This is a genomic window from Rhizobacter sp. P2_D12, from assembly GCF_056404395.1.
In genome coordinates this window covers 1-13,103 of sequence record NZ_JBFUEB010000139.1, presented here as the reverse complement: position 1 = coordinate 13,103, position 13,103 = coordinate 1, and the positions used below count along the sequence as shown (strand labels likewise).

Genomic DNA, 13,103 nt, shown 5'->3' with positions numbered 1-13,103 from the left:
CACGCGCTGCTCGCGTGCGCCCAGGCGCGCTCGCCGCTGTGGCGGCGCCGGCTGGCCGGTGTCGACCCGGCTCGCGTGCGGCTCGACGCGCTGCCGGTGCTGCACAAGGCCGAGCTGATGCGCGACTTCGAAGCCTCGCTCACCAGGCCGGGCGTGACGCTGCGCGCGCTGCGCCGCGTGCTGGCCGATCCGCAGGCCATCGGCCGGCCGTGTTTCGACGGCTTGGTCGCCTGGGAGAGTTCGGGCAGCCAGGGCGAACCCGGCGTGTACCTGCAGGACGCCGCCGCGATGGCGGTGTACGACGCGCTGGAGATGCAGCGCCGGCCGCTGCTGCAACCCTGGCGGCGCCTGCTCGACCCGTGGCTGCTGGGCGAGCGCATCGCCTTCGTCGGCGCCACCAGCGGGCATTTCGCGAGCACGGTGTCGGTCGAGCGGGTGCGGCGCCTGAACCCGTCGCTGGCCGCGCGCCTGCACGGCTTCGATTTCCTGCAGCCACTGGCCGCGCTGGTGGCCGGCCTGCGTGCGATGGCGCCGACCATCGTCGCCACCTACCCGAGCGTCGCGCTGCTGCTGGCCGACGAGCACGAGGCCGGCCGCATGCCGCTGCGCCTGGCCGAGCTGTGGCTGGGCGGCGAGGCGCTGTCGGCACCGGCGCGGCGCCGCCTCGAGCAGGTCTTCGGCTGCCCCTGCGCCAATGCCTACGGCGCCTCCGAGTTCCTGCCGCTCGCATCGCAGTGCCGCTGCGGCCGGCTGCACCTGAACAGCGACTGGGTGCTGCTGGAAGCGGTCGATGCGCAGGGCCGCGCCATGCCGCCGGGCGAGACCGGCGCGACCACCTTGCTGACCAACCTCGCCAACCACCTGCAGCCGCTGGTCCGGCTCGACATCGGCGACCGCACCCGCATCGGCGCGGCGCCCTGCGGTTGCGGCAGCGTGCTGCCGGTGGTCGAGGTCGACGGGCGCTGCGACGACAGCCTGCGGCTGGCCGGCACGGCCGGCCCGGTCACGCTGACGCCGCTGGCGCTGTGCACCGTGCTGGAGGACGAGGCCGGCCTGTTCGACTTCCAGCTCGAGCAGCGCGGCCCGGCCGAGCTGCTGCTGCACGCCGCGGCCTCGCGCGAGCGGCAGCAGGCACTGCAGGCGCTGGCCGCCYTCCTGCTGCGCCACGGCGCGCCGGGCGTGCGGTTGCGGGCCGCACCGCCGCGTGCCGCCGACCGCCTGCCCAGCGGCAAGCGCCGGCGTGTCATCTGCACGGCCGCCCGCGACGCGCCTTGAGCCCGATCAAGCCGGGCGGCCGCCCGGCACGGCACGATGCGAACACCCTGTCCGCACCGAAAGACCGTATGAAGAAGCCGATCACGATCCAGTTCCTCGGCATGGGCCCGTCGCCCGCTCTCGAGGAGGCCGCACGGCGCAAGATCGACAAGCTCGAGCTGTTCTGCAGCGACATCGTGTCGTGCCGCACCACGATCGAGCTGCTGAAGCTGCACGACGGCCGCTCGGTGGCGGTGCGCATCGACGTCACGCTGCCCGGGCACGAGCTGACGGTGAGCCGGGTCCACCACGACGATGCCCAGGTCGCATTGCGCAATGCCTTCAACGGCATGGCGCGGCAGATCGAGGACGTGATGAGCTTGTCGCGGCAAGTCCGCCGCAGTTCGCTGAGCCTCGATGATTTCCTGCTCGGCGAGCGGTCGATGATCGGCAGCACCGACTGAGCGCCCGCGCGATGTGCACCCGCCGCCGCATGGTCTGGCTGTTGCCTGCAGGCGCTGCCGCGCTCGCGGCGCTGCCGTGCGTTGCCGCGAAGAAGGCGGCGCCGCCAGCCGTCGTCAAGACGCGGCTCGACGAACGCGATCCGCACGCCCAGGCGGTCGGCTACGTCGAGGATGCGGCCCGCGTCGACCGCAAGGCCTGGCCCAAGTTCCGGCCCGGCAGCACCTGTGCCAACTGCGCGCTGTACCGCGACGCGGCCCAGCCGTGGTCCGACTGCAGCCTGTTCCCGCGGCAGCTCGTCGCGGCTCGGGGCTGGTGCGATGCCTACGTGACCCGTTCGGCAGGCTGAGCCGGCCCCGCCTCTTCAACCCACCCGTCCCAGGAGATCGCCATGTACACCCGCATCCTCGTGCCGTTCGACGGCAGCCCCACCTCCACCGCCGGCCTCGACGAGGCGATCCGCCTCGCGGTGCTGACCGGTGCCCAGCTGCGTCTGCTGTTCCTGGTCGACGACATGACCGTCTATGCCGGCTTCGCGCCGTACGGCGCCTACGTCAACGACATCGTGCCCGGCCTGCGCGAGGCCGGCAAGGAACTGCTCGCCAAGGGCCGCGACCGGGCGGTGGCGGCCGGCGTCGCCACCGACGTCACGATGTTCGAAGGCCTGGGCACGCGCCTGGCCGACGTCATCGCGCAGCAGGCGCGCGAGTGGCCGGCCGACCTGATCGTGCTGGGCACGCATGGCCGGCGGGGCGTGAACCGGCTGTTCCTCGGCAGCGATGCCGAACAGGTGCTGCGCCTGGCGCCGGTGCCGGTGCTGCTGGTGCGAGCGCCCGCGGCGCAGGCGGCGGCGCAGGGCGAATTGCCGCGCGCCGCCTGAGCGCGCACTTGCGCCAGATCAAGCCGCCCGCCGCAACCCCACCCTATCGTGGCGACACCCTGCCGAGGAATCGCCATGAAGATCCTGCTCGCCGTCGATGACAGCCCGTCCACGCAACGCATGCTGGACCACCTGCTGTCGCACCGCGAGTGGCTGGTCGAAGGCAACCAGTTCGAGGTGGTGCACGGCCTCTCGCCGTTGCCGCACGGCCTGTCCGCGCTGTTGGACGACGCCGAGGTGGCGCAGCGCCTGCAGGCCGACGCGCGTGCGGTGCTGGAGCCGGTGCGCCGCCAGCTCGAGGCGCACGGCATCGCCGCGCTCTACACGCACGAGGTTGGCGCGTCGTCGTCGGTGGTGGCGCGGCTGGCCGGGCAGGGCGGCTTCGACCTGGTGATCATCGGCTCGCACGGCCACGGCGCGCTCGCCCAGTGGCTGTCGGGCTCGACCGTCAGCGGCGTGCTGGCGCGCTCGACGGTGCCGCTGCTGGTCATCCGCTGACATGCAGCGCGCATCGGTCCAGCTGTCGGGCCTGTACTGCGGCGCCTGCGCCGGCCTGATCGAGTCGGCGGTGCTCGGCGTGCCCGGCGCGCGCGACTGCAGCGTCAACGCGGCCACGCAGTCGGCCAGCCTGCAGTGGGATCCGCAGCGCACCGACCTCGACCGCCTGCTGCAGGCCATCCGCCACGCCGGCTATGGCGCCGTGCCCGGCGTGACCGGCGCGATGCGCGAGCTGCGCCGGCGCGAATCGCGCGACGCGCTGTGGGGCCTGTTCGTCGCGGTGTTCTGCATGATGCAGGTGATGATGCTGGCCGCGCCGAACTACGTCGCGCGGCCCGGCGAGCTGGCCCCCGACCTGAAGCAATTGCTCGACTGGGGCAGCTGGGTGCTGACGCTGCCGGTGCTGTGGTGGTCGGCGGCGCCGTTCTTCCGCGGCGCCTGGCGCAGCGTGCGCAGCCGCCGCATCGGCATGGACGTGCCGGTCGCGCTGGGCCTGGCGGTGGCCTTCGTCGCCAGCACCGGCGCCGCCTTCGACCCGGGTGGCCCGTTCGGCCACGAGGTCTGGTTCGATTCGCTGACGATGTTCGTCAGTTTCCTGCTCGGTGCGCGCTGGCTGCAGATGCGCGCGCGCCACCGCGCCGCCGAGACGCTGGAGGCGAGCGTCGCCGGCCTGGCCGACAGCGCGCTGCGCCTGCGCGACGACGGCGGCAGCGAGCGCGTGCCGATCGCGCAGCTGCGCCGCGGCGACCGGCTGCGCGTGGCCAGCGGCGAGGCCTTCTGCGCCGATGGGGTGCTGCTCGAAGGCCGCACCCAGGCCGACGAATCGCTGATCAGCGGCGAGTCGCGACCGGTCGACAAGCCCGAGGGCGCGCCGGTGCTGGCCGGCAGCATCAACCTGGCGGCGCCGGTGGTGATGCGTGCGCTGCAGGTGGGTGCCGAGACGCGCCAGGAGCGCATCGTCGCGCTGATGCACGAGGCGTTGGCGCAGCGCCCGCGCGCGGCCGGCGCGGCCGACCGCTGGGCCCTGCCCTTCCTGTGGACGGTGCTGCTGCTGGCCGCCAGCGCGGCCGCGGCGTGGAGCGTGTTCGATCCGTCGCGCGCGCTCGGCGTCGCGGTGGCCGTGCTGATCGTCACCTGCCCGTGCGCACTGTCGCTCGCGGTGCCGTCGGCCTACGTGGCGGCGGCCCATGCGCTGGCGCGCCGCGGCGTGCTGCTGCAGCGGCTGGATGCGCTGGAGCCGATGGCGCAGCTGCGCACCGTCTTCCTCGACAAGACCGGCACGCTGACCGGCGAGCGCCCGCGTTTCGCCGGCCTCGCGCGCCTCGCGCCCGGCGGGCCCGACGGCGATGCGCTGCTGCAGGCGCGCGCGGTGTCGCTGGCGCGCTGGTCGTCGCATCCGCTGTCGCAGGCGCTGTGCGCGATCGCACCCGGCGCGCCCGACGCCGCCTGGCACGACGTGGCCGAGCAGGCCGGCTTCGGCCTGTCGGCGCGCGACGCCGCCGGCGTCGAATGGCGGCTCGGCAGCGCCACGTGGCTGGGCGCCGCGCCGGCGGCCGATGGCGACGGCCCGCGGCTGTGGTTCGGCCGGCCGGGGCAGGCGCTGCTGCGGCTCGATTTCGACGAACAGCTGCGCGACGATGCGGCCGCGGCGGTGCGTGCGTTGCACGCTGCCGGGCTGCGCGCGGTGCTGCTGTCCGGCGACGCGCCGCAGCGCGTGCAGCGCATGGCCGAGGCGGGCGGGCTCGACGACGCGGTCGGCGCGGCCGACCCCGAGGCCAAGCGCGCCTGCGTGCAGGCCGCGCAGCAGCGCGGCGAATGCGTCGCGATGGTCGGCGACGGCATCAACGACGCGCCGGTGCTGGCGCAGGCCGACGTGTCCTTCGCGATGGGGCAGGGTGCGCTGGTGGCGCGCGGCAATGCCGACGCGATCCTGGTCGATGCGCGCCTGGGCGGCGTCGCGCTCGCCTGCGAGACGGCGCGGCGCGTGCGCCGCGTGGTGCGCCAGAACCTGGCCTGGGCCGCGGTCTACAACCTGGCCAGCGTGCCGCTCGCGCTGGCCGGCCTGCTGCCGCCGTGGGCGGCCGGGCTCGGCATGGCGGCCAGCTCGCTGCTGGTCGCCCTCAACTCGCTGCGCCTCGCGCGCTGAAGCCCGATGGACATCCTGTACCTGCTGATCCCGATGTCCGCGCTGCTGGTGCTGGCGCTGCTGGGCGTGTTCGGCTGGGCGCTGCACCGCGGGCAGTTCGATGACCTGGATCATGAAGGCCAGCGCATCCTCGACGGCGATGGCGCGCCGTTTGACGAGCGTCAAGCCTGAAGCCCCGTCGCTCCCGAAGAATGTCCCTGCGCCGATCCTGGCGACGAGGCGACGAAGCGAAGAAAGAGAAGGGGCGACACATGGCGAACGAGTCGACGACAGCGCAACCGGTCTACAGCGACTGGAGCGTGCGCTGGTTCTCCCTGGCAGCGGTGCTGTGGGGCGTGGTGGGGATGCTGGTGGGCGTGTTCATCGCCGCCGAGCTGGCTTGGCCCGAACTGAACCTGGGCGTCTCCTGGCTCAGCTACGGCCGGCTGCGCCCGCTGCACACCAACGCGGTGATCTTCGCGTTCGGCGGCTGCGCGCTGTTCGCGAGCAGCTACTACGTGGTGCAGCGCACCTGCCAGGCCCGGCTCTTCATGCCGCGGCTGGCCGCCTTCACCTTCTGGGGCTGGCAGGCGGTGATCGTCGCCGCCGCGGTCTCGCTGCCGCTCGGCTACACGCAGGGCAAGGAGTACGCCGAGCTCGAGTGGCCGATCGACATCCTGATCGCCATCGTCTGGGTCTCGTACGCGGTGGTGTTCTTCGGCACGATCGCGGTGCGCCGCGTGCGCCACATCTACGTCGCCAACTGGTTCTTCGGCGCCTTCATCCTGGCCGTCGCGCTGCTGCACATCGTCAACAGCGCGGTCATCCCGGTGAGCTTCACCAAGAGCTACTCCGCCTATGCCGGCGTGCAGGACGCGATGGTGCAGTGGTGGTACGGCCACAACGCGGTCGGCTTCTTCCTGACGGCCGGTTTCCTCGGGATGATGTACTACTTCATCCCCAAGCAGGCCGAGCGGCCGGTGTACTCGTACCGGCTGTCGATCGTGCACTTCTGGGCGCTGATCTTCACCTACATGTGGGCGGGCCCGCACCACCTGCACTACACCGCGCTGCCCGACTGGGCGCAGAGCGTGGGCATGCTGTTCTCGCTGGTGCTGCTGGCGCCCAGCTGGGGCGGCATGATCAACGGGATCATGACGCTGTCGGGCGCGTGGCACAAACTGCGCGACGACCCCATCCTCAAGTTCCTGATCGTCTCGCTGTCGTTCTACGGCATGAGCACCTTCGAGGGGCCGATGATGTCGATCAAGACCGTCAACGCCCTGAGCCACTACACCGACTGGACCATCGGCCACGTGCACTCCGGCGCGCTCGGCTGGGTCGGCCTGATCTCGATGGGCACGCTGTACTACCTGGTGCCGCGCATGTTCGGACAGACGAAGATGTTCAGCACCCGCGCGATCGAGCTCCACTTCTGGATCGCCACCGTCGGCATCGTGCTCTACATCGCCGCGATGTGGATCGCCGGCGTGATGCAGGGCCTGATGTGGCGCGCGGTCAACCCCGACGGCACCCTGGTCTACAGCTTCGTCGAGAGCGTCAAGGCCACCTACCCGTTCTACGTCGTGCGGCTGTGCGGCGGGCTGCTGTACCTGGCCGGCATGCTGATCATGGCCTGGAACGTCGTCAAGACCGCCACGCAGGGCCGCTACCGGCCGCTGCCGGTGCCCATGCCCGTGCCCGCGCTGGCCAGTGCCTGAACCCCGGAGACACCCATCATGGCGAACCCCACCCCCGGCTTCTCGCACGAGAAGATCGAGACCAACAACTTCCTGATGATCGTGCTGATCCTGCTGGTCGTCGCCGTCGGCGGCCTGGTCGAGATCGTGCCGCTGTTCTTCCAGCGCTCGACCACGCAGGCGACACCGGGCCTGCTGCCCTACACCGCGCTGCAGCTGGCCGGGCGCGACATCTACATCCGCGAGGGTTGCTACAACTGCCACTCGCAGATGATCCGGCCGTTCCGCGCCGAGACGCTGCGCTACGGCCACTACTCGACGGCCGGCGAGTTCGTCTACGACCACCCGTTCCAGTGGGGCAGCAAGCGCACCGGCCCCGACCTGCAGCGCGTGGGCGGCAAGTACAGCGACGAATGGCACCGGCTGCACCTGGACAACCCGCGCGACCTGGTGCCCGAATCGAACATGCCGGCCTACCCGTGGCTCGCCAAGGCCACGCTCGACCCGGCCGACATGGCGCCCAAGCTGGTCGCGCTGCGCCGTGTCGGCGTGCCGTACAGCGATGCCGAGATCGCCGCCGCTGGCGAGGCCGTCAAGGGCAAGACCGAGATCGACGCGTTGGTCGCCTACCTGCAGGTGCTCGGCACCTCGGTGAAGTAAGGAGCAAGCCATGGATGTCAACGAACTGAGGAGCGCGGTCACCGTGCTGTCGATGCTGGTGTTCCTGGGCATCGCCGCCTGGGCCTGGGCGCGGCGCAACCGCGAGGCCTTCGACGAGGCGGCCCGGCTGCCGTTCGAAGGCGACCGCGCGGACGAGCAAGGAGATGCGCGATGAGCGACTTCCTCAACGGCGGCTGGTCGATCTACATCGGCGCCGTCACGCTGCTGGGCCTGGCGGCCTGCCTCGCGCTGCTGGTGATCGCGAGCCGCCGCAAGGTGATGGCCTCCGACAACAGCACCGGCCACGTGTGGGACGAAGACCTGCGCGAGCTGAACAACCCGCTGCCGCGCTGGTGGATGGTGATGTTCGTGCTGACGGTGGTGTTCTCGCTCGGCTACCTGGCGCTGTACCCCGGCCTCGGCAGTGCCGCCGGCAGCTTCGGCTGGACCAGTGTCGGCCAGTACGAGGCCGAGCAGCGCGACGCCCGCGCGCAGATGGCGCCGCTCTACGCGCGTTTCGCCGCGATGCCGGCCGATGCGCTGGCGCGCGACGCGCAGGCGATGGGCATCGGCGAGCGCCTGTTCATCAACAACTGCGCCGCCTGCCACGGCTCGGATGCGCGCGGCAGCAAGGGCTTCCCGAACCTGACCGACGGCGACTGGCTGCACGGCGGCACGCCCGGGAAGATCGAGGAGACCATCACCGAAGGGCGCCAGGGCATGATGCCGCCGATGGCCGCGGCGGTGGGCGGCCCGCAGGAACTGCACGAACTCGCGCAGTACGTGCTGAGCCTGTCGGGCAGCCCGCACGATTCGAGCGCGCAGTTCGGCAAGCCGCGCTTCACGGCCTGCGCCGCCTGCCACGGCATGGACGGCAAGGGCAACCAGGCCCTCGGCGCCCCCAACCTGACCGACAAGGTGTGGCTGCACGGCTGGGGCGAGGCCGCCATCCTCGCGATGGTCAACAACGGCAAGACCAACGTGATGCCGGCCCAGAAGGGCCGCCTGTCGCCCGAGCAGATCCACGTGCTGGCGTCGTACGTCTGGAGCCTGTCGCACACCGCCGCGGCGCCGCAGTGAAACCTGCCGTGATCCCGATCGTGCCGGTGCAGGATGCGTCGGCCGAGCTGGTCTCGCTGTATGCCAGCGAGAAGAAGATCTACCCGCGCGCCGTCAGCGGCCGCTTCGCCGCGTGGCGCTGGGCGCTGGTGTGGGCCACCCAGCTGGTGTTCTACGGCCTGCCGTGGCTCACGTGGAACGGGCGCCAGGCGCTGCTGTTCGACCTGGAGGCGCGCCGCTTCTACATCTTCGGGCTGGTGCTGTACCCGCAGGATTTCATCTACCTGACCGGGCTGCTGGTGCTGAGCGCGTATGCGCTGTTCCTGTTCACCGCGGTGGCCGGGCGGCTGTGGTGCGGCTATGCCTGCCCGCAGACCGTCTACACCGAGATCTTCATGTGGGTCGAGCGCCGCATCGAGGGCGACCGCGTGGCGCGCATGCGGCTCGATGCCGCGCCGTGGACGGCGGGCAAGTGGCTGCGCAAGGGCGGCAAGCAGGCGGCGTGGATCGCGATCGGGCTGTGGACCGGCTTCAGCTTCGTCGGCTACTTCACGCCGATCCGCGTGCTGGTGGCCGAGACGACCGCGCTCGCGTTCGGTCCGTGGGAGTGGTTCTGGATCCTGTTCTACGGCTTCGCGACCTACGGCAACGCCGGCTACATGCGCGAGCAGGTGTGCAAGTACATGTGCCCGTACGCGCGCTTCCAGAGCGCGATGTTCGACCGCGACACGCTGGTGATCGGCTACGACGAGGCGCGCGGCGAGCCGCGCGGCTCGCGCCCGCGCAGCGCCGACGCGAAGGCGCTGGGCAAGGGCGACTGCATCGATTGCACCCTGTGCGTGCAGGTGTGCCCGACCGGCATCGACATCCGCCAGGGGCTGCAGTACGAGTGCATCGGCTGCGCCGCCTGCATCGACGTCTGCGACGGCGTGATGGACAAGATGAACTACCCGCGCGGGCTGATCCGCTACGCGACCGAGAACGCGCTGCGCAACGGCTGGACCTGGGCGCAGACGCTGCGCCGCGTGGCGCGCCCGCGCGTGCTGGTCTATGCGGGGGTGATGCTGGCGATCACCGCCGGCTTCGCCACCAGCCTCGCGCTGCGCAAGCCCTTCAAGGTCGACGTGGTGCGCGACCGCGGCGCGCTCGCGCGCCAGGTGGAAGACGGCCGCATCGAGAACGTCTACCGCCTGCAGCTGATGAATGCCAGCGAACAGCCGCAGCGCTACCGCGTGCGCGTGGCCGGCATCGCGCAGGCGGTGGTGGCTTCGGTGCCGGAGGTCGACGTCGGCCCGGCCGAGGCGCGCTGGCTGGCGGTGCGGGTCCAGGTGCCGCTGCAGAGCGCGGCGGCCCTGGGCACCGGTGCGCATCCGATCGCGTTCGACGTCGAGCGCCTGGGTGCCGAAGGCAGCGTCACCGTGCACGAGAAATCCACCTTCGTGGTCCCCCGTTGAATCAAGGAGAAGCGCAATGACCCACCCTGCAACGATGCCGGTTTCGCCGTGGTGGCGCCACGGCATGGTGTGGCTGGTGATCAGCGGACCGGCGCTGGTGGTGCTGGCCGGCATCGCGACGATGGTGCTGGCCTGGACGCACATCGACCCGGTGCTGGACGAGCCGGCGACGCCGGCGGCGCGCGTGGCGGCGGCCAAGACGCCGGGCGCGCCGGCGCAGCAGGCGCGCAACCACGCGGCGACGCCGGCGCACTGAGATGCGTGCCGTCACCATCCTGTGGCCGGCCTTCCTGATGGCCGGCGTGCTGGAGATGCTGGTGTTCGTGGTCGTCGACCCGAACGAGTTCCAGTGGTTCGGCGGCCCGCTCATCGGCTGGTCGCCGCGCGCGATCTACAGCGTCACCTTTCTGATCTTCTGGGGGGTGATCGCGACGTCGACGGCGCTCAGCGCGCTGTTGTGGAAAGAGTCGTAGGGCGCGTCACAACGCGCCGTCGGCCACCTGGCGCAGTGCGGCGAGGTCGAGGATGTCGATGTCGCGCAGCTTCACGCGCAGGGACCCCGACTTGCGCAGCCGCGTCAGCATGTGGCTGATGGTCTCGATGCGCAGCCCCAGGTAGCTGCCGATGTCCTCGCGGCTCATCGGCAGGTGCAGCCGGTCGTCGGGCAGGCCGCGCGCGCGCAGCCGGTCCGACAGGCCCAGCAGGAAGGCCGCCAGCCGCGCCGACGCGCTGCGCTGGTTCAGCAGGCGCATCAGCGCCTGGTCGGTGACGATCTCGTGGCTCATCAGCTGGTGGAAGCGGCGCTGCATCGGAAGCGAGGTCGCCAGCGCCTCCTCCAGCGTGTCGTACGGGATCTCGCACACCTCGGCGTCCTCGAGCACGACGGCGTCGTGGCCATGGCGGCCGGCGGCGATCGCGTCCAGGCCGAGCAGGTCGCCCGCCAGCGCGAAACCGGTCACGCGTTCGCGTCCCGGGCCGGCGCGCGCGCTGGTGCGCACGCAGCCGCTGCACACCGCGTACAGCGCGACGAAGGGCGCATCCTGCTGGAACAGCAACTCGCCCGCGGCGACCCGGCGCGGCACGGCCCCCGGCCGGCACAGCGGGTGCAGGTCGCACATCGCACAGGGGGAGAGGGCCGGGTGAAGGGGCATTGCACTCATGGACCCATTCTGGAAGCCGCACCTGCACGCGCGCTTGATCTGGCGCAAGACAGGCTCGCGCGGCCCACGCGACAGTGGGCGCCATGAGCTACCTCACCCATGCCCCGATCGACGACGCGCTGCTGCGCCGCTTCGACGTGCCCGGCCCGCGCTACACCTCGTACCCGACGGCCGACCGCTTCGGCCCGGCCTTCGACGCCGCGGCCTACCGCCGAACGCTGCTGCAGCGGCCCGACCCGAATGCGCCGCTGTCGCTGTACGTGCACATTCCGTTCTGCGAATCGGTCTGCTACTACTGCGCCTGCAACAAGGTGATCACGCGCCACCACGAGCGCGCCGCCGGCTACCTGGACGCGCTGCAGGTCGAGATCGAACTGCACGCCACCGCGCTCGGCAGCGGGCTGCCGGTGTCGCAGCTGCACCTGGGCGGCGGCTCGCCGACCTTCCTGAGCGATGCCGAGCTGACGCGCCTGATGGCGATGCTGCGCGGCGCCTTCACGCTGCAGCCGCACGCCGAGGTGTCGATCGAGATCGATCCGCGCACCGTCACGCCGGCGCGGCTGGCGCACTTCCGCCAGCTCGGCTTCAACCGCATCAGCCTGGGCGTGCAGGACATCGACCCGGCGGTGCAGCAGGCGGTACACCGCGTGCAGTCGGTCGACGACGTGCGCGTGCTGATGGCCGCGGCGCGCCAGCTGGGCTACGCGTCGATCAACCTCGACCTGATCTACGGCCTGCCCAGGCAGACGCCGCAGTCGCTCGCCCACACCGTGGCGCGCGTCGCCGAGCTGCGACCCGACCGCATCGCGCTGTACGGCTATGCGCACCTGCCCGAGCGCTTCAAGCCGCAGCGCCGCATCGACGAGGCGGCGCTGCCGCAGCCCGGCGAACGCCTGCGCATGCTGCGCGGCGCGATCGACGGCTTTCTCGCGGCCGGCTACGACTACATCGGCATGGACCACTTCGCGCTGCCCGGCGATGCGCTCGCGCGGGCGCGCCGCGAGGGCCGGCTGCACCGCAACTTCCAGGGCTACAGCACGCAGCCCGATTGCGACCTGGTGGCGCTGGGCGTGTCGGCCATCGGCCGCATGGGCGCGAGCTACAGCCAGAACGCGAAGACGCTGCCGGAGTACCTGGACGCGATGGCGCGGCGCGAGTTCGCGGTGGAGCGCGGGCTGGTGCTCGATGCCGACGACCTGCTGCGCCGCGACGTGATCATGGCGCTGATGTGCCAGGGCCGCATCGACCTCGACGCGATCCGCCGCCAGCACAACGTCAATGTCCACGGCCATTTCGCGGCGGAGTTGGAACGCCTGCAGGGTTTCGTCGACGATGGCCTGGTGCGCTGGAACGGGCCGGTGATCGAGGTCACCGAGAGCGGCTGGTTCCTGGTGCGCGCGATCGCGATGGTGTTCGACAAGCACCTCGCGGCGGCGCGCGAGCCGCGCCGCTTCTCGCGCGTGCTCTGAGCGCCGCGCCATGGGCACCGCCCTCGTCGCCGGCGCCGCGCTGCTGGGCCTGGCCGGCGCACCGCACTGCGCCGCGATGTGCGGCGCGGCCAGTGCCGCGCTGTGGCGCGGCTGCGGCGGTGCGCGCGCCGGGCTCGCCTTCCATGCCGGCCGGTTGGCCGGTTACGCGGCGGTGGGCGCCGTGCTTGCCACCGGCGTCGCGTCGCTCGGCTGGCTGGTCGGCGTGTCGCCGGCCCTGCGCCCGCTGTGGGCCCTGCTGCACGTGGCGGCGCTCGCGCTGGGCCTGTGGCTGCTGGCGCGCGGGCAGCAGCCGGCGTGGCTCGCGCAATGGGGCCGACGCGCCGCGCCGCAGGCCGCGGCCGGCGGCTGGCAGCGCGTGCAC

The 13,103-nt window shown here is 71.9% G+C and carries 17 protein-coding genes; 16 read left to right on the top strand and 1 reads right to left on the bottom strand.

All coding sequences use genetic code 11. The annotated features are described in order from the left end of the window. From AC1DYN_RS28930 to AC1DYN_RS28865, 14 genes are all read left to right on the top strand, one after another. Positions 1–1,275: phenylacetate--CoA ligase family protein (locus AC1DYN_RS28930; protein WP_477965605.1), on the top strand; the 1,275-nt coding region annotated here is incomplete at its 5' end. A gap of 68 nt (positions 1,276–1,343) precedes the next feature. After that, positions 1,344–1,718 carry an HPF/RaiA family ribosome-associated protein gene (locus AC1DYN_RS28925; RefSeq protein WP_477965603.1) on the top strand — a complete coding sequence of 125 codons (375 nt, stop codon included), beginning with the start codon at positions 1,344–1,346 and terminating at the stop codon, positions 1,716–1,718. A gap of 11 nt (positions 1,719–1,729) precedes the next feature. Continuing rightward, on the top strand, positions 1,730–2,065 hold the full coding sequence (locus AC1DYN_RS28920) for a high-potential iron-sulfur protein (RefSeq protein WP_477965601.1): 336 nt from the start codon (positions 1,730–1,732) through the stop codon (positions 2,063–2,065). A 42-nt stretch (positions 2,066–2,107) separates the two neighbouring features. Continuing rightward, a complete protein-coding gene (locus tag AC1DYN_RS28915; protein ID WP_477965599.1) occupies positions 2,108–2,596 on the top strand; it encodes a universal stress protein in 489 nt (162 codons plus the stop codon). A 75-nt stretch (positions 2,597–2,671) separates the two neighbouring features. Further along, entirely contained in the window at positions 2,672–3,094 is a 423-nt protein-coding gene (locus tag AC1DYN_RS28910; RefSeq protein WP_477965597.1) for a universal stress protein, read from the top strand. Between the two features lies 1 nt (position 3,095). Next, positions 3,096–5,240: a heavy metal translocating P-type ATPase gene (locus AC1DYN_RS28905; protein WP_477965595.1), complete on the top strand. Its 2,145-nt coding sequence runs from the start codon at positions 3,096–3,098 to the stop codon at positions 5,238–5,240. A gap of 6 nt (positions 5,241–5,246) precedes the next feature. Continuing rightward, positions 5,247–5,411 (top strand): cbb3-type cytochrome oxidase assembly protein CcoS, encoded by a 165-nt coding sequence (ccoS, locus tag AC1DYN_RS28900; RefSeq protein ID WP_477965593.1) that lies wholly within the window; start codon positions 5,247–5,249, stop codon positions 5,409–5,411. 80 nt (positions 5,412–5,491) lie between these two features. After that, complete coding sequence (gene ccoN / locus AC1DYN_RS28895; protein WP_477965591.1) at positions 5,492–6,940, top strand: cytochrome-c oxidase, cbb3-type subunit I; 1,449 nt, start codon at positions 5,492–5,494, stop codon at positions 6,938–6,940. Between the two features lie 18 nt (positions 6,941–6,958). Next, a complete protein-coding gene (gene ccoO, locus AC1DYN_RS28890; RefSeq protein WP_477965589.1) occupies positions 6,959–7,579 on the top strand; it encodes a cytochrome-c oxidase, cbb3-type subunit II in 621 nt (206 codons plus the stop codon). Positions 7,580–7,589: 10 nt separating this feature from the next. Further along, the gene (locus AC1DYN_RS28885; RefSeq protein WP_477965587.1) at positions 7,590–7,754 is read left to right on the top strand and encodes a cbb3-type cytochrome oxidase subunit 3; all 165 of its coding nucleotides are present in this window, start codon (positions 7,590–7,592) and stop codon (positions 7,752–7,754) included. Then, positions 7,751–8,659, top strand: a complete 909-nt coding sequence (ccoP, locus tag AC1DYN_RS28880; protein ID WP_477965585.1) for a cytochrome-c oxidase, cbb3-type subunit III — start codon at positions 7,751–7,753, stop codon at positions 8,657–8,659. The genes AC1DYN_RS28885 and ccoP overlap by 4 nt, the downstream gene beginning before the upstream one ends. Further along, positions 8,656–10,092 (top strand): cytochrome c oxidase accessory protein CcoG, encoded by a 1,437-nt coding sequence (gene ccoG / locus AC1DYN_RS28875; RefSeq protein WP_477965583.1) that lies wholly within the window; start codon positions 8,656–8,658, stop codon positions 10,090–10,092. Before ccoP ends, ccoG begins: the two co-directional genes overlap by 4 nt. A 16-nt stretch (positions 10,093–10,108) precedes the next feature. Then, on the top strand, positions 10,109–10,348 hold the full coding sequence (locus AC1DYN_RS28870) for a hypothetical protein (RefSeq protein WP_477965581.1): 240 nt from the start codon (positions 10,109–10,111) through the stop codon (positions 10,346–10,348). 1 nt (position 10,349) lies between these two features. Further along, on the top strand, positions 10,350–10,565 hold the full coding sequence (locus tag AC1DYN_RS28865; RefSeq protein ID WP_477965579.1) for a hypothetical protein: 216 nt from the start codon (positions 10,350–10,352) through the stop codon (positions 10,563–10,565). A gap of 6 nt (positions 10,566–10,571) precedes the next feature. On the opposite strand, the gene AC1DYN_RS28860 is transcribed toward AC1DYN_RS28865, so the two are convergent. Continuing rightward, on the bottom strand, positions 10,572–11,252 hold the full coding sequence (locus AC1DYN_RS28860) for a helix-turn-helix domain-containing protein (RefSeq protein ID WP_477965577.1): 681 nt from the start codon (positions 11,250–11,252) through the stop codon (positions 10,572–10,574). A gap of 83 nt (positions 11,253–11,335) precedes the next feature. Here AC1DYN_RS28860 and hemN point away from each other — a divergent pair, with 83 nt between their 5' ends. Continuing rightward, the gene (gene hemN, locus AC1DYN_RS28855; RefSeq protein ID WP_477965575.1) at positions 11,336–12,721 is read left to right on the top strand and encodes an oxygen-independent coproporphyrinogen III oxidase; all 1,386 of its coding nucleotides are present in this window, start codon (positions 11,336–11,338) and stop codon (positions 12,719–12,721) included. Between the two features lie 10 nt (positions 12,722–12,731). Continuing rightward, positions 12,732–13,103, top strand: a 372-nt coding sequence (locus AC1DYN_RS28850; protein ID WP_477965573.1) for an urease accessory protein UreH domain-containing protein, incomplete at its 3' end; no start/stop codon positions are given.